This is a genomic window from Candidatus Endomicrobiellum agilis (genome assembly GCF_020328115.1).
Taxonomy (GTDB): Bacteria; Elusimicrobiota; Endomicrobiia; order Endomicrobiales; family Endomicrobiaceae; genus Endomicrobiellum; species Endomicrobiellum agilis.
This window is the reverse complement of record NZ_JAIXMW010000004.1, coordinates 1-15,974: the sequence shown is the minus strand read 5'-3', so window position 1 is coordinate 15,974 and position 15,974 is coordinate 1. Positions and strand designations below refer to the sequence as shown.

15 protein-coding genes and 1 riboswitch are annotated in these 15,974 nt (G+C 33.8%); of the genes, 8 read left to right on the top strand and 7 right to left on the bottom strand.

What is annotated here, in order from left to right; translation table 11 throughout:
• The first annotated feature begins 35 nt into the window (after window positions 1-35).
• The 5 genes from LE179_RS03090 to holA all read left to right on the top strand — a co-directional run bounded on the left by LE179_RS03090 (window position 36) and on the right by holA (window position 7,209).
• Window positions 36-305 (top strand): hypothetical protein, encoded by a 270-nt coding sequence (locus LE179_RS03090; RefSeq protein ID WP_374128906.1) that lies wholly within the window; start codon window positions 36-38, stop codon window positions 303-305.
• A complete protein-coding gene (gene hemW / locus LE179_RS03085) occupies window positions 284-1,486 on the top strand; it encodes a radical SAM family heme chaperone HemW (protein WP_374128905.1) in 1,203 nt (400 codons plus the stop codon). Before LE179_RS03090 ends, hemW begins: the two co-directional genes overlap by 22 nt.
• 189 nt (window positions 1,487-1,675) lie before the next feature.
• On the top strand, window positions 1,676-4,291 hold the full coding sequence (gene secA, locus LE179_RS03080) for a preprotein translocase subunit SecA (RefSeq protein WP_374128904.1): 2,616 nt from the start codon (window positions 1,676-1,678) through the stop codon (window positions 4,289-4,291).
• Between the two features lie 239 nt (window positions 4,292-4,530).
• Window positions 4,531-6,060, top strand: coding sequence for an apolipoprotein N-acyltransferase (gene lnt / locus LE179_RS03075; RefSeq protein WP_374128903.1), 1,530 nt, complete (start codon window positions 4,531-4,533; stop codon window positions 6,058-6,060).
• Between the two features lie 129 nt (window positions 6,061-6,189).
• Window positions 6,190-7,209, top strand: coding sequence for a DNA polymerase III subunit delta (holA, locus tag LE179_RS03070; protein ID WP_374128902.1), 1,020 nt, complete (start codon window positions 6,190-6,192; stop codon window positions 7,207-7,209).
• A 106-nt stretch (window positions 7,210-7,315) separates the two neighbouring features.
• On the opposite strand, the gene rpsT is transcribed toward holA, so the two are convergent.
• From rpsT to LE179_RS03040, 6 genes are all read right to left on the bottom strand, one after another.
• Entirely contained in the window at window positions 7,316-7,597 is a 282-nt protein-coding gene (rpsT, locus tag LE179_RS03065) for a 30S ribosomal protein S20 (RefSeq protein ID WP_374128901.1), read from the bottom strand.
• 101 nt (window positions 7,598-7,698) lie between these two features.
• Window positions 7,699-8,433 carry a ThiF family adenylyltransferase gene (locus LE179_RS03060; RefSeq protein WP_374128900.1) on the bottom strand — a complete coding sequence of 245 codons (735 nt, stop codon included), beginning with the start codon at window positions 8,431-8,433 and terminating at the stop codon, window positions 7,699-7,701.
• Window position 8,434: 1 nt separating this feature from the next.
• Window positions 8,435-8,638: a sulfur carrier protein ThiS gene (thiS, locus tag LE179_RS03055; protein ID WP_374128899.1), complete on the bottom strand. Its 204-nt coding sequence runs from the start codon at window positions 8,636-8,638 to the stop codon at window positions 8,435-8,437.
• A complete protein-coding gene (gene thiE / locus LE179_RS03050) occupies window positions 8,625-9,248 on the bottom strand; it encodes a thiamine phosphate synthase (RefSeq protein WP_374129008.1) in 624 nt (207 codons plus the stop codon). The genes thiS and thiE overlap by 14 nt, the downstream gene beginning before the upstream one ends.
• An 8-nt stretch (window positions 9,249-9,256) precedes the next feature.
• The gene (gene thiH / locus LE179_RS03045; RefSeq protein ID WP_374128898.1) at window positions 9,257-10,360 is read right to left on the bottom strand and encodes a 2-iminoacetate synthase ThiH; all 1,104 of its coding nucleotides are present in this window, start codon (window positions 10,358-10,360) and stop codon (window positions 9,257-9,259) included.
• Between the two features lie 182 nt (window positions 10,361-10,542).
• The gene (locus tag LE179_RS03040; protein WP_374128897.1) at window positions 10,543-11,313 is read right to left on the bottom strand and encodes a thiazole synthase; all 771 of its coding nucleotides are present in this window, start codon (window positions 11,311-11,313) and stop codon (window positions 10,543-10,545) included.
• Window positions 11,314-11,380: 67 nt separating this feature from the next.
• Window positions 11,381-11,505: riboswitch (TPP riboswitch) on the bottom strand.
• Window positions 11,506-12,526: 1,021 nt separating this feature from the next.
• Between LE179_RS03040 and LE179_RS03035 the strand changes: the two genes are divergently transcribed.
• The 3 genes from LE179_RS03035 (at window position 12,527) to yqeK (ending at window position 14,688) form a co-directional block, all read left to right on the top strand.
• On the top strand, window positions 12,527-13,291 hold the full coding sequence (locus LE179_RS03035) for an SH3 domain-containing protein (RefSeq protein ID WP_374128896.1): 765 nt from the start codon (window positions 12,527-12,529) through the stop codon (window positions 13,289-13,291).
• Entirely contained in the window at window positions 13,284-13,862 is a 579-nt protein-coding gene (nadD, locus tag LE179_RS03030; RefSeq protein ID WP_374128895.1) for a nicotinate (nicotinamide) nucleotide adenylyltransferase, read from the top strand. The genes LE179_RS03035 and nadD overlap by 8 nt, the downstream gene beginning before the upstream one ends.
• Before the next feature lie 229 nt (window positions 13,863-14,091).
• Window positions 14,092-14,688 (top strand): bis(5'-nucleosyl)-tetraphosphatase (symmetrical) YqeK, encoded by a 597-nt coding sequence (gene yqeK / locus LE179_RS03025; RefSeq protein WP_374128894.1) that lies wholly within the window; start codon window positions 14,092-14,094, stop codon window positions 14,686-14,688.
• A gap of 271 nt (window positions 14,689-14,959) precedes the next feature.
• On the opposite strand, the gene LE179_RS03020 is transcribed toward yqeK, so the two are convergent.
• The gene (locus LE179_RS03020; protein WP_374128893.1) at window positions 14,960-15,229 is read right to left on the bottom strand and encodes a hypothetical protein; all 270 of its coding nucleotides are present in this window, start codon (window positions 15,227-15,229) and stop codon (window positions 14,960-14,962) included.
• Between the last annotated feature and the right edge of the window lie 745 nt (window positions 15,230-15,974).

Below are 15,974 nucleotides of genomic sequence, written 5' to 3'. Positions count from 1 at the left end.
CTAAGAGAAGAAATAACGGTTACATAGAGAGTCATTTGGGTTGGTTTTGTTATTGCGGTGGTAAGAACGGCGTGCTATTTCAGTGGAAAGACAATCCCATCATAGAATCACTTCCGAAGGAAAAGATATTTTACACGGCTGAACTCACTCCAGTCGAGGCAGCTGTCTCTTTGTCGTCCGCTAAAGGCAAACTAAGGGTACGAATGAACAATAAAAGAGCAGCTTATGAACATTATGCCAGATTTGTTAAAAACCGTAAAAGAAATAAAGGCGCTGGAAATATTTGTTTACTGGCGGGACGCTGAATAACGCTGGTTTAAGCTCGACTATATACGGGAACAGAAAAATAACTTTTGATATGCTAGGTTTATACGTACATATTCCATTCTGTAAACAAAAATGTCCTTATTGCAGTTTTTTTTCGGTAAAATATGATGCTGGTTTGGCAGATAAATATATCGATGCTTTAATAAAACACGCAGAACAATTTAAAAATGAAAAAATAGTTTCAATATATGTCGGAGGCGGAACACCATCAGTACTATCTTTAAAACAAATACAAAAACTTTTACAAGCGTTAAATGCTATTTTCAATTTGTCGGCAGTACAAGAATTCACATTCGAGGCAAATCCCGAATCGGTTTCAAAAGAAAAATTGTGTCTTCTCAAACAATTTGGAGTAACTAGATTAAGTATAGGACTTCAATCCGTTGAAGATAAACCTCTTAAATTTTTGGGAAGAATACACGATTTTAAAAATTTTTGCGATGTTTACAATGCGGCAAGAAAAGAAGGTTTTGACAATATCAACATTGATTTAATATACGGTCTGCCAAATCAGACATTAAAAGACTGGGAACAAATTCTGAAAAGAACTTTGCTCTTTAAAAGCGAACATTTGTCTCTTTATCCATTATCAATAGAAGAAAGCACTCCTTTTTACAAAAACGACATAATTACAGACGATGATATTCAAAGAGATATGTACGACGAAACTACAGAGATATTGGCAAATAACGGATACAGTCATTATGAAATTTCGAACTGGTCTAAAAAAGAAAAAGAATCTGTTCACAATACAAATTACTGGCGCAATCTTGAATACATAGGTCTTGGTGCTGGAGCCGCAGGATATTTGGAAAAAAGAAGATATAAAAACACTGAAAATATTGAAAAATATATTGAGTTGTGTTTGTTATTGCAAGAAAAGAAAGAATATTGTTCCAAACGACACGACAATTTGTCACTTTTGAAAATAGAAAATGAGTATATATGTGATAAACTTTATAAAACAGAAACTATTATGCTCGGACTAAGGCTTTTAAACGAAGGAATAGATATTAATTTTTTTAACAATCCTAAACACCATAACGCGTTATCGGAATGTTTGAAGAACAATTTGCTGAAAATGAAAAACGGCAAAATAAAACTTGCCAAAGAATATGTTTTCGTTTTTAATCAAATCATTTCAAAATTCATAGCATAGGATAAAGCGCTACAAAGTAAAAAATAAAAAATTTAAATTATCTCTGGCTATTGCCTACAGAGGATTTCACAACGGCAAAACCTGCAATCTCAATATTGTAAAACCTGTATATCGGTAAATTGTAAAAGCAGTCAAATAAATTATATAATCAACGAAATAAGCAATTATTAATAAAGGGTATATCAAGATATGTTAAAAAGCATTTTAGGCGTGATTTTTGGATCCCAAAACAAAAGAGATATAAAAGCTATAAAACCGATAGTTGAACAAATTAATGCTTTTGAGATTTCTATAAAAAAACTTACAGACAGTGGGTTGAAAGCAAAAACCGTTGAATTTAGAGAGCGTCTCTCAAAAGGAGAAACTCAAGATGATATTTTACCCGAAGCTTTTGCATGCGTCAGAGAAGCCTCGGTAAGAACAATAGGGTTAAGGCATTTTGATGTGCAGCTCATAGGAGGATATATTCTTCATAAAGGCAAGATTGCCGAGATGAAAACCGGAGAGGGTAAAACTTTAGTCGCTACGCTTGCCACCTATCTCAATGCTTTACCTCAGACTGGTGTCCATATAGTGACAGTCAACGATTATCTTGCAAAAAGAGATAAAGAGTGGATGAGTCCAATCTATGAAAAACTCGGACTTACAGTAGGCAGTGTGGGGCAAGAAACGAAAACCGAAGAGAGAAGAATAGCCTACAACTGCGACATAACTTATGTCACAAATAACGAGCTTGGTTTTGATTATTTAAGAGATAATATGGTTATCGCGAAGGATGACAGAGTCCTTCGCCCTTTAAGTTATGCGATTATAGATGAAGTTGATTCAATTCTCATAGATGAAGCAAGAACTCCTCTTATTATTTCAGGTGCAGGCGAACAGTCAACAGACAAATATTATGTTTCAGACAGAATTATCCCTAGACTTAAAGGTAGAAAAATTACAGAAAATGAAGAAATAAAGGCAAAATATGACAACATTGATTTGGCAGAAGGGTACGATTATCTCATCGATGAAAAAAACCATTCGGCGGTTCTAACAGAACAGGGCGTTCAGAAAGCGGAAAAAATATTGGGAATAAAAAATATTTACGATGATTTACAGTCTGAGTGGGTGCATCACATAACGCAGGCTATAAAAGCCCATAATTTGTACCGTAAAGATGTAGAGTACGTAGTGAAAAACGGCGAGGTTATCATTGTCGACGAATTTACTGGAAGACTTATGCCGGGGAGAAGATGGTCTGACGGACTTCATCAGGCGATTGAAGCGAAGGAAAATCTAAGAATTGCAGAGGAAAATCAAACACTTGCGACAATAACATTTCAGAATTTCTTCAGAATGTATAAAAAAATCGCGGGCATGACTGGAACCGCGTCGACGGAGTCTGAGGAATTTTGGGAAATCTATAAGCTCGGTGTAGTTGAAGTGCCGACAAATAATCCTATGATAAGAAAAGATTACCCAGATGTTATATACAGAACTGAAAAAGAAAAATACAACGCAATAGTAAGTGAAATTGAATCTTTATGGAAAAAAGGACAGCCTGTGCTCGTGGGAACAAGATCAATAGAAAAATCCGAGAAGATTGCGACAATGCTTCGAAAAAAGGGTATTCCACACCATGTCTTAAATGCCAAGTATCACGAACTTGAAGCTCAAATTATCGCAGGTGCAGGTGCAAAAAGTGCGGTCACAATAGCCACAAATATGGCTGGCAGGGGAACTGATATTATTCTTGGGGCGGGCGATGCAATTCAAAATGAACAAGTTAAAAAATACGGCGGACTTCACATAATAGGCACGGAAAGACACGAATCGCGAAGAGTAGATAATCAGTTGAGAGGTCGCTCGGGCAGACAAGGAGATCCGGGATCTTCAAGATTTTTCCTTTCTATGGAAGACGAGCTTATGCGTCTTTTCGGTTCCGATAAAATATCTATAATGATGAAAAAACTAGGCTTAAAAGAAGGCGAAGATATACAGCATACATTGGTATCAAAAGCTGTAGAAAATGCTCAGAAGAAAGTTGAGGGAATGAATTTTGACATAAGAAAACAACTTATAGATTTTGACAATGTCATGAATAAGCAGAGGGAAGCTGTTTACAGGTTGAGAAACAGGATTCTCGACAGAGAAGACATAACAAATACAATTAAAGATATGATAAATGAATCAATAGAAGAAAAAATTACTGAATGGACTGTCGGAAAATATGCGGAAGAATGGGATTGGATAAGCATAGGAGCATGGTTGCTTAGAACTTTTGGTATCAAATATGAAATTAAAAATAAAAACGAAATGAATAATATAACCAGAGAATTCGTTCAATCCGATATTACCGGAAAAGCTTTTGAAGTATATGAAAAAAGAAAGGAAAAGATTGCGCTGGGGTTGATGTCCAGTATGCACAAAATGGTGCTTTTGCAAATGATAGATTCTTCATGGCGGGATCATCTATACGAACTTGATCAGCTAAGGCGCTGTATTGGATTTAGGGCTTATGCACAGAAAGATCCGAAAATCGAATACCAGAAAGAATCTTTTGCCTTGTTCGAATCCATGATGAAAAGGATAAGGGAAAATACGGTAGAGTATACATTTAAAGTTCAGATTGATACAAAGTCTCAAGAAGTAATAATAAATCCACAGGATTCAAATCTACCCCAAAAAAGTCCTGATTTTACAAAGAATGACGGCGGTAAAATTAAGCAGATTAAAACTGGAAATGTAAATAAGATAGGAAGAAATGCTCTCTGCCCGTGTGGAAGCGGAAAAAAGTATAAAAAATGTTGCGGCAGGTAAACGCGTAAAGTGCCTATCCTTACTTAAATCGGTAAAAAACAAACAAGCTGAAAGTATTTCCATTTCAAGCTTGCAATAATAATGTGACAGAAGACACAACAACTGTATATCCTCAATTTATATGTCCAAAATTTAAATTTATCAGATTGATGGAACTGAATATTTTATTGTTTTATTGCTAAAGAGCTACTTCAGGTATCACTTGAGATGACAGCTGAAGTTTACAAAATTTAATATATATGAATTTAAAAAAAATTATATTCTGCATAATAACAGGGTTATTGGCAGTCTGTGCATTTCCTAAAATAAATCTATTTTTCTTAGCGTGGATAGCATTTGTTCCGCTTATTTTTGTAACAATCAGATCAGAATTAAAAGGTTCTTTCTTTTATGGACTTCTTTCTGGATTTGTTTTTAACGCGGTAGGGCTTTACTGGCTTGTTCCGATGCTTCAGTTCAATACCGGTTCTTATATACAGGCATTAATAGCAGCTTGTATTTTATGGATATATCTTGCGTTGTACTGGGGGATGTGGTGTTTATATCTAAATTTCTCACAAAACATTCTGCGCAAAACTTTGCAAGATAATTCGTATTCAAACGTTATTCTAATTCTTTTCAGTGCATGTATGTGGGTTCTGCTTGAGTATATAAGAACATATTTTTTAACCGGTTTCCCATGGATGCTTATTGGGTATTCTCAATTTAAATTCACTGAAATCATACAAGTAGCCGAGTTTACTGGCGTGTACGGCGTATCTTTTCTTATAATATTTTGCAATTTGTGTTTTTATTTTTGGATTTCAATGCAAAAAGGAAATAAATATTTATATACAGCTTTGGCACTTATAATCACGTTTTCAATATTTGGAGCAGTCAGAACTTATAAGTTTAGATTTTTCGGCGATCAGGAATTTACTGTTGCCATTGTACAGCCCAACATCGATCAGGATAAAAAATGGGATCAGTTTTATAAAGACGATATTTTATTTAATCTTAAAAAATATGCTTCTGAAATTGCTGAAAATAAACCCGATTTGGTTATATGGCCAGAGGCTGTGCTTCCAGGTTTTATTCCCGAAGACAAACAATTATATGACATTACAAAGTACATAGTAAAGACAACGGGGAGTTTCAATATTATCGGTTCTCCATATAATGAAAATTATAGACAATTTAACGCTGCTTTGGCTTTCGAAAGCAGTGGTGATTATAAAGCGGTGCATAAAAAAAATCACCTAGTGCTTTTTGGAGAATATATTCCGCTTAAAACTCTGCTTTCAAAGTTTTTTGGTGTTTTGACCCAAATGGGAGACTTTGCCAAAGGTGAAGACACGGACATTTTTGACAATGGTCAAATATACGCCGGAGCAACTATATGTTCCGAGAATTTCTTTCCGGACATTTCAAGAAACTTTGTTCTTTCCGGAGCAAAAGTTCTTACAAATCATACAAACGATGCATGGTTTTTTAACACCGCTGCGCCGCATCAGCATTTTATTATGAACATATTCAGAGCAGTTGAGAACCGCAAAGCCGTTATAGTATCTGCGAATTCTGGGATTTCCGGCATAGTTGAAGCATCAGGCGTAATCGTTGAAAAAACCTCGTCATCACAAAATGTTCTGCTTACAGGTAAATTTCTCCAAAATGATTTTAAAACTTTTTATACAAAATATGGTGATTTATTCGTAAGTGCATGTGCCGGACTACTTTTAGCGCTATTAATACTTTTTAAACTGCGCAAACGAATAATCCCTAAAAGCTAAAATATTTTCTTCGCTGAAATTGCATTCAAGTATTATATTTAGAAATAAAACAACAAATCGCAAACTATGAGTCAAGACTGAAGTAAATGCAATAAAGCGAAAAAAGTTAAAAACCTCAAATATACTTTTATGACCATTTTAAAAGTTCAGGATTTCAATAAACTAGTATCTTCCCAAAAAATATCGCCTGCCTATTTATTTACAGGCGAAGAACCTTATCTTATAAATATGTGTCTTGATAAAATAGAAAAACTTATCGCTGCAGATAATTTAAACAAGGAGATTTTTTATGCCACTGAATCTTCTGCAGAGGACATTTTAAATGCTCTTCAAACACTTCCTTTTCTAAGCGAGAGGAGAATGGTTATCGTTAAAGATGTCAATAAGATAAAAGCAACTGATGCTCAGAGACTTACGGGATATTTATCAAACATAATTGAAACATCGTGTCTTATACTCTTGTACATTGATAATTATAAGAAAGAAACCGTTGTAAAAAGAAAAGAATTTATAAATAAATGTATTGCTTCAGAAAACTGTATTTCTGTAAACTGCAGGAAGCAATATGAAAATAAGGTAAAAGAATTTATAAAAAATGAATTTGCCAAAAAAGGTAAAGCGGTTTCATATGGTGTAATTTCAAGAATCATTGAAGAAAATGGCAATGATTTGCTGAACATTTCAAATGAGATAGAAAAATTATCATTATTTGCGGGAAGAAATAAAAAAGACATAATGCAAGAGGATTTAGAAAAAATTAGCGGATATACAAAAGAAGCAGATATATACGACTTGTCTTCCAACATAGAAGCGAGAGATTTAAAAAAGGCTATGTTTGTTTTGGAAAAACTTTTAAAAGAAGGCGAAGAGTCTATGATGATTCTCTCTGCAATTTCTTTAGCTGTAAGGAAAATGCTGAGCGCAAAAAGTATGATTGAAGAACAAAGTACATCCGCCGTTGAAACTGCCTCAACACTCAGAATACATAGTTTTTATGCAGGAACTTTTTTTACAAATTTAAAAAAACACAGTGCAAGAACATTAAAAGAAAGTCTAAAAATTATACTAGAAGCCGATATTGCAATTAAAACTGGAAGCAATGACGCAACATCAGCGTTGGAGAAAACTATATTATCTATATGCAAATAGATACTCTTATCCTTTACGCTAACTAACTTTTAAATACCTGGTGCTAAGAAAAAAAACACTGTTTTATCAAAAAAATAAAACGGTGTCTTTTAGATTTTATTGAAAACTATCTTACCATTCCTGCTACGAGTTTAGATAGTCTCGCTTTCTGATTTGAAGCCGCTTTAAAATGCACTACGTCTTTTTTTGCTGCTTTATCCCATTCTGAGAAAACTACAGTCAATTGTTCTTGAGCGGCTTTTGCATCCTTATTTCTCACGGCTTCTTCAACTTTTTTTACTGAAGTTCTTATTTTGCTTTTTATTGCTGAATTCCTTGCAGTTCTTTTTATTGTTTTTCTTGCTTCTTTAAGAGCAGATGTATGCCTACCTGTTTTAAGCTTTGCCATTGCCGCACTCCTCTTCAAATATTTGTTTTCATATGTATATAGAATATAGACGACTTAAAATTATACCTTAAAGCCCCAATATAGTCAAATCCTATGAAATGTTAATATTGGCAAATTTTACAGTTTTTTCTTTTTACCACATCTTTAACTCTGTATGTATTTTCGATACCGTTAAAAATCAAAATTTTATTTCTAAGACAATGCAGTCCTAAAATAAATTTTATTGTCTCTAAAGCCTGCATGGATCCTATTATTCCAGCTATTGCTCCAAATATTCCGAATGTTTTTGATGTCAAATCAGTTGACGGCTTAAAAGGATATATGCACTGAAAACAGCTTGTATTTTCTTTTGGCACTATTGTTGTTAAAATTCCTTCAAACTCGCATACCGCACCGCATACCAAAGGCATGGAGCTTTTATAAGCCGACGCATTTATTAAGTACCTGTCTGGAAAGTTGTCCACAGCGTCTATTAAAATATCATAATTTTTAAAAATATCGCCAGCATTATCTTCTGTAAGTCTTTGCGAATATATCGTAACTTCAACGTCGGGATTAAATTTTTCAAGTTTTGTTTTTGCGATTTCCGCTTTTTGTTTTCCCAGTTCTGTGGGAGTATAAAGAATTTGCCTGTTTAAATTGCTCGGAGACACAACGTCAAAATCACACAAACCGATATGTCCTATGCCTGCCGCTGCAAGATATGTAAGCGCAGGACTTCCGAGTCCTCCCGCTCCGCATACAAGCACTTTTGAATCAAAAAGCTTTTGCTGTCCATCTTCTCCTATATCTTTAAGTAATAGCTGTCTTTGGTATCTTTCAAGATTATTTTTCATCTCATCCGCCTCCTACAAATCTCAATATTTCAAGAGTATCTCCGTCTTTGAGCATAATTCCTGGAATACTCTCTGAATTGATAACTTCAAAATTATGTTCTATTGTTACTCCTATAGGATCAATGTTATTACTTTTTAGAAAATTAATTATGTCCGTACTTTTTTCCAATTCTTTGTTTTCTCCGTTGACTTTAATAGTAATCATTTATTGTCTCCTTTATCTTTTTAATAGTAAACTCTATGTTTCCTGATGCCGTTATTTCAGTCACCATACATATATTTTCGGGATTATACTTGTAAATTTCTAGAAGATTTGAGAGTTTAATTCCGCCTATTGCAACTTTTGGAATTTTAATATTCTTTACGCAAAAATCCAAATACTCAAGCCCTACAGGATCTACAACATTATCTTTTGTAAAAGTTTTGTATATAGGTCCCACACCTATATAATCAGCTCCGTTTTCTACAGCAAGAAGCGCTTGCTTCGGCAAATGAGTTGATATTCCTATGGCTATGTCATCTCCGACAATTTCTCTTGCCTTTATAATCGGCAAGTCGTCTTGTCCTAGATGAACGCCTTCGCTTTGAAGAGATAAAGCCATATCAATATCATCGTTTATTATAAAAAAAACATCATAATCTAAAGTCAATCTGCGTATAATTTCACATTGCCTAAATTTTTCAAGTTTCGTTTTATATTTGTCACGATATTGCAGAACTTTTATTCCCGCATCAAGCATTTCTTTTACCACAGTAATATTATTTTTTCCATTTGAAAAATTTTCCGCCGTTATTGCGTATAGTCCTTTTGGCATCTGTTTTTTCACAGTATTGTCCAGTCCTTCATTAATGGTTGATAGTTTTTTTGATATATCATTCTTTTTACTTCATCAACCGTAGCCGTATCGTTTATCTTAAATTGTCCGATAGACCGTTCTTTTTCAGCATAACCGCCTACTTCGGTGCTTGATGCTGCTGACATTTTTGTAATACCTAAAGGTATTAAATTATTTCTCAATTCTCCGCTCTCGCGAGTGGATACTGTTATGTTTATACGATTTATAAAAAGTCTAACTGCGCAAACTGCCTGAATAAGATTTTTATCAGATATTATGATTTTAGGCTTGTATGCTCCTACAGCAGGACGAAATCTAGGGAAAGACATACCTATTTCTGCTGATGGAAAATTCCTTTGAAGATATTTTGCATGAATACCCGCAAAAAATACTTCGCTTACAAAATCATTTAGTCCTAGCAACGCTCCTACATTTAAATTCCTGTAGTTTGCTCTGCCTGCTCTTTCGCATGTTTCCAAACGGTACTTGTAATCTGATTTTGCTCCTTTTGTGTGAAGCAGCTTGTAAAGTTGCTCATTATAAGTTTCCTGATAAATTGTCAGTCCATCAGCTCCAGCATCTGCAAGTTCTCTATATTCGGATTCGTTTAAAGGATAAATTTCTACATCGACGCCATTAAAATATTTTTTTAACATCTCAACGCATTTTTTCAAATAGCTCAATGGGGTTTTTACGCTGCTTTCTCCGGTAACAAGAAGTATATGTCGTATGCCATAGTCTGAAACTATTTTACAGTTTTCTTCAATTTCCTCAAAAGAAAGAACTCTGCGTTTTATTTTGTTTTTTGTTGAAAAACCGCAGTAAGCACAGTTATTTATGCAGAAATTTGAAACATATAACGGAGCATATAAAAGTATACCTTTTCCGAAATGTTTTACTGATATTTCATGCGCTTTTTGTGCCATTTCTTCAATATAGCTTAGAGCTTTCGGAGAAAGAAGATTCAAAAAATCCATGTTATTTAAAATTTCTTTTCGTATAGAATCTTTGACCATTATATCCGAAACTTTGGCAATATAGTTTTCAAAATCAAATGTATCATATTGTTGTTTAATATCGTAAAAAGTCATAATTTATTATTTGTTCCTTTTTATATGCTATATCTTTGCCGTTAAGTCACTTTTTTTTGATACGACGCAATCTTAGAAGATACGGAAAGACTGGATACCTCACCAATATAGTCGCCGCAGTATAGTAAATAAAGATGGATTCCTATCTAAAGATTGCAATGCAAAAGAAGCATATAGCAAGGTTAGTTCAAAAAACCTGTTAGCGGCGACGATGCTTTCGCTCTGTCTGATACGACTCCGAGTTTTGCCAAAAACGCTTTCCTTCCGGCATTTACCGCATCTTTAAAAGCTTCAGCCATTAGAACCGGATCCGAACTTGAAGAGATTGAGGTATTTATCATAACTGCGGCACATCCCATTTCCATACATTCGCAAGCATCAGAAGGTTTACCGATTCCCGCATCAATTATTATCGGTAATGAGATTTCTTCAATCAAAATCTTTACCATTTCCTTTGTTTTTAACCCTTTATTCGTTCCGATAGGTGATCCTAAAGGCATAACTGCTGTTGCCCCGGAATTTTGCATGTCCCTTGCAGCATATAAGTCCGCATTCATATACGCAAAAACCTTAAATTCTTCTTTTGCAAGTATTTCACATGCTCTTGCAGTCTGATAATTGTCAGGCAGAAGATATTTATTGTCATTTATTATCTCTATTTTAATTAAATTCGTTTTAGCAGCTGCCTTCGCAACACGCGCAATCCGTACTGCTTCGTCAGCATTTCTTGCCCCTGAAGTGTTTGGCATTATATGTACGTTCTCAGGTATATAACTTAAAATGTTTTCTTTCGGATTTTGAAAATCAAATCTTCTTACAGCGACAGTCATAACCTGTGCTTGTGAAGATTCTATTATTTTCGGTATAAGTTCATTGTTTGAAAATTTGCCGCTTCCTATAAAGATTCTACTTTTAAGTTCCATACCTGCAATATTGAAAATATCTTTGCTCATATATAGCCTCTCCAATGAAACTGGCAATAAAAAAATCCCTTCAGGAAATACACCTAAAGGGATTATAAAGCACAAGTTTTATATTCCCTGACGGTATTATCCATATCAGGTTCAAATGGTTAAAGGACTCAATCCTTCTCTCAGCCTCATGTGGATAAAAAAAACTATGGTGAAGCACCCACAAAATTTCAAAAATTTTAAATCTGCCTTTATAATATCATAAAAATTTCATACAGACAAATTTCATAATATAATGATGAACTTATAAGAAGTGGAGTTGTATGAGAAAAAGAAACATCTTCTAATAAGGAAATCTAGAATATAATATTATAGAAATTATAGAAATTATAGAAATTATAGAAATTGTTATAATCCCTATTAAAAATGGAACATACTCCTTCGCTTTGGAAGACAACTATGAGCTTCCTTTTTGTCTGACACCAAATTTAAAATACGACTTTTTACAAATAGTATGCTGATGTCTATTTCTGAACAGTAAATGGATACTTGGCTATATTTTGACTAAATGTAGACCATAAATTCGGAATCTAAAATTTTTAAATAAAAAAAGCAAATTGGGAAGTTTTCTACTCAAATAGTCCGATTTTTTCATCTAAGGAATTATATTAAGAGAAGGTCAATGTAGGAGGCAGGTATAAACTTCCAAGAAAAATCAGAAAAAACCAAAATCTAAGTAGGCAGTTTTAATTTAACAAACGCATTTTTTATTTCTTACTATAAAGAGAAGTTTTCATGTTTACTTACTGATTTAGGAAAATTTTAGTATAATAAAAATTTAGATATACTATATCTAATAAAAATTGTATTAGGCATTATCAATTTGGGATAATATATTCTTTTTGCGACACCAACGGCAGAATAGGCAAAATCCTTGTAACTCTTCAGTTCGTAGATTTAAAATACTGATCAAAGCCTGTTTTATATCTTTCTAATTTTTTCGAAAAAAATAAAGAATCATAATATGGTTCTTTAACTTATATTCGGTCTTCAAATAATTTAGACCAATGGGTACTGGTTTCTTTGAACAAAGTCATCAAAACTTCAAAAGACGACAAAGAAGTTTTACAAAACAAATACATAAATTCATTCAAAAAGATATATTTAATAGAAACAGCAATAAGATTTACCTACTATAGTATTAAATCTTAAATGATAATAAGAATATTTTTATTGCTATTTTGGGCGCAAAACAATGACAATTAAGGTTAAAGCAAATATGAAAAAATTTTTAGGATTTATCACTGTTTGTCTGTGTTTCAGTATTTGTTTTGCTGAAAACATACACCAAACGCAAATAGACAATGCTGAAGAAAATTTCAAAAGAGACAACTTCTCTAAAACTATTGAAATATATGAAAGTCTCATAAAAATAGAAAAAGTAAATAATCCATATATTTTTTATAATCTTTCAAATGCATACTATAGAAATGGAAATATTGGCAAAGCAATTTTAAATATAGAAAAAGCGTTAAGACTTGCTCCTCGTGATAGAGAAATAAGAAATAATGCTGATTATCTCAATGCTGTTGCTGAACATGTTCGTCAAAAAAATTTTTCAGATACCTTTCTACAGTATTTTTCTCTAAATGAAATAACTGTAGTATCTGCTGCTTTTGTAATTCTGCTTTTTGCGGTACTGTCTTTATTTATCATAAAAAGAAAGCCAATATTAAAAAAAACTATGATAGTTTTAGTTGTTTTTTTGATTATATGCATACCGCTTTTTGCTTTAAAAGCTTACAATGAAATTGTATTAAAAGAAGCAGTTGTCCTCTACACATCAAATGTCAGAAGTGGTCCCAGTGAAAACGATACTGATATTTTTACAATTCCAGCAGGAAAAGTTGTATCTGTAATAGTTAAAAGCGGAGACTGGAATAATATAAAAGTCAGATATGGGAATGAAAGTCTTACAGGATGGATTGAAAACAAAGCTATAGGAAACATCAATGGATAAAATAGCAATTTTCGGCGGATCTTTTGACCCTGTTCATAAGTCGCATATTCAAATTGCAAAACTCGCATTTAAATCTCTTGATTTAAAAAAGCTGATTTTTGTTATAGCCTATACTCCACCGCATAAAATAAAACAATATGCCCACATTAAAGACAGAATTTCTATGCTAAAACTTGCCGCTGGGAATATACAAAAAGCTGAAATCAGTCTCTATGAAGCCCAAAAGCTGGAAACAGTGTATTCATACCAGACGCTGGACTATTTTCAAAATTTACATCCCGCAGATGAAATATATATGGTTATAGGTTCGGATTCTCTTTTAGACTTACCCACTTGGAAGAATATAGATTATCTGGCAAGTCGTTATAAATTTATAGTGGCAAAGAGGGCGGGAATTGAAATAAACAAGAATGTAAAATATCTAGACAGATGCGTCTTTATAGACAAGGGGATAGAAGACATTTCTTCTACAATAATAAGAAAACTGATAAAAGAAGATCACAAAAAAGCAGCTCCGCTGCTTAGCGAAAAGGTTTATAATTACATAATTCAAAACGGACTGTATAAATAAAAATTGTTTATCACGTCATCGCGATAGACAATCTTTAAGCTTGCCTATGGCAACAACATATAAAGCACTATTATATTTATTTAGAACTTATGTCAAAATTTACATTCGACGCCAGATGTGATGTAATCCCTACAGTGTCAACCCGCGATTATGTCTCAAATTAGTTTTGCCTACAGTGGCGTTAAACATCAATTTCACATGATGAATATCATAAAAATAAGAAAACAATATGTGTAAAAACATTGAAAAACAAATATTTAATTATTTATCTGAAAATTTAACTCCTAAAAAACTTGAGCATTCTTATAATGTCGCAATGCTTGCGGCAGACCTTGCATCGAGACACAGTTCAAACGATACACTAAAAGCCCGAACTGCAGGGCTTTTGCATGATTGTGCAAAGCTTATGACTGATAAAGAACTTATTGATTTTTTCAAAAAGCGCAATAAAACTTTGAAATATTTCAAAGATATATCTAAATTTTCGCCTCATCTTTTACATTCTTTCGCTGGCGGAAATGTCGCCAGGGAAAAATTCAAAATAAAAGACAAAGATATTTTAAATGCGATAAAAAACCACACTCTCGGAAGAGAAAATATGAGTGTTCTCGAAAAAATAATCTTTGTTGCGGATTATGTTTCACGCGATAGAAAGTGGAAATACGCAAAAAGAATACGGAATTTGGCAAAGAATGATTTAAATAAAGCCTTCTTCGAAGCGCTTATAAAAAAAATGGAGTACGTTGTTAACAACAGTATGTGGATGTGTCCTCAAATTATAGATACGTGGAATTGGTATGTTTCAAATGGTAAAAAAGATAATTAAAATATCAATTCTTATTCTTTTTGTATTGATAGTTGCGGCTGTGTCTGTGCGTATTTATGTCTGTAAAAATGACATAGTTGCAAAAAAAACTTAAAGATAAAGGTTATATTAGTTTCTCACTCTTACTGTGCGACACGGAAAAAGTATTTCACGGGCGTTTTGATGCGTGTATCATTTTGTATAACAAAAAAACTAATATTTTGAAAGTTTTATCTGTGAATACTGATGCTGTTGTTTTCGAGAAAATAGAAAAATCAAGAAGTTAATGTTTTTAATATATACTTAATATATATTTAATAGGCAGTTGCAGTGTGCCTTTTGAAACAGGCACACTACTGCCAAAAAGACGAACGGCAAACGACCCTTGTAGCTTTCTTGTGTGTAGGTTGTATACGAACCAATTAATTGGTTCGTGTAGGGCTTGTGTAGTGTACAGCTTGTTTAGATATATCCCTATAATAAGCTTTACTGCTTGTTTGGTTGTTATACAACCTTCTGTGTCGGCGACTGAAACTTTTGCGGTGTATCTAGGTTGTGTCACACAAACCGACACAACCAGTCACAAAAGAAGTCTTTTTTGTTAACGGCGAAAGTCTTTGCCTTTGCCGTTTGTTGTTGTCTTTGCTGTTAAAGAAGTCTTTTTATTAAAAGCAGAAGCCGTTTGTCTTTGTTGTTGTGGTTATACATGCCGTATAACCACAAACAACACGTGTTCAAAGCAAAGACGTTGCTGTTTATACAACCACACATGTGCTGTTTATTTGAAGTCGGCGTATAGAGAGGCATACCATGCAGACAGTGAGAGACGAACTCGGTGCGATATGCATAGCGGTGAGGCGATAAACTTCACGGCATACGCTTAAAACGCACGGAAATGCCCGAAATATGCATTATAATCGTTTTGTCGTTGGTAAGGGGAGGCTGAAAATTGATTTGGGAATGCGGAAGAGGAAATGCGAGGCTGGTATGCGCATAATCTGTATATAATCACGGGATTATAACTGTCTGCAGTCTGCGTTTGGGAGTGTGTAGCTGAGAGGTAAGAATGAATCGGGACAAGTTGCTGAGTATAATAGCTAGGATTGCTATCGTGGTAATCTGTCTATGTACAGTAACTCCTGTGGTATTGTTTATTATGCTTGGCAACTTAATTGATGGCTCGTTTATGATTCTGGAGCTGTTGAGTCTATGGGGGCTAATATGAAAAGAGACCGCAAGGGTATCGCTGGCGGGTGTTTGGAAGAGTGGAAAAAAGATGTGCAGTTTTGAAATGGGTTGCCTCTAAT

What these genes read in the sequence shown, in the direction of transcription:
- nadD (WP_374128895.1), top strand. Translation starts at nt 13,284, where the DNA reads ATGGATAAAATAGCAATTTTCGGCGGATCTTTTGACCCTGTTCATAAG.
- lnt (WP_374128903.1), top strand. Translation starts at nt 4,531, where the DNA reads ATGAATTTAAAAAAAATTATATTCTGCATAATAACAGGGTTATTGGCA.
- LE179_RS03040 (WP_374128897.1), bottom strand. Translation starts at nt 11,313, where the DNA reads ATGAGCAAAGATATTTTCAATATTGCAGGTATGGAACTTAAAAGTAGA.
- thiE (WP_374129008.1), bottom strand. Translation starts at nt 9,248, where the DNA reads ATGCCAAAAGGACTATACGCAATAACGGCGGAAAATTTTTCAAATGGA.
- holA (WP_374128902.1), top strand. Translation starts at nt 6,190, where the DNA reads ATGACCATTTTAAAAGTTCAGGATTTCAATAAACTAGTATCTTCCCAA.
- rpsT (WP_374128901.1), bottom strand. Translation starts at nt 7,597, where the DNA reads ATGGCAAAGCTTAAAACAGGTAGGCATACATCTGCTCTTAAAGAAGCA.
- LE179_RS03060 (WP_374128900.1), bottom strand. Translation starts at nt 8,433, where the DNA reads ATGAAAAATAATCTTGAAAGATACCAAAGACAGCTATTACTTAAAGAT.
- yqeK (WP_374128894.1), top strand. Translation starts at nt 14,092, where the DNA reads ATGTGTAAAAACATTGAAAAACAAATATTTAATTATTTATCTGAAAAT.
- thiS (WP_374128899.1), bottom strand. Translation starts at nt 8,638, where the DNA reads ATGATTACTATTAAAGTCAACGGAGAAAACAAAGAATTGGAAAAAAGT.
- secA (WP_374128904.1), top strand. Translation starts at nt 1,676, where the DNA reads ATGTTAAAAAGCATTTTAGGCGTGATTTTTGGATCCCAAAACAAAAGA.
- thiH (WP_374128898.1), bottom strand. Translation starts at nt 10,360, where the DNA reads ATGACTTTTTACGATATTAAACAACAATATGATACATTTGATTTTGAA.
- LE179_RS03035 (WP_374128896.1), top strand. Translation starts at nt 12,527, where the DNA reads ATGACAATTAAGGTTAAAGCAAATATGAAAAAATTTTTAGGATTTATC.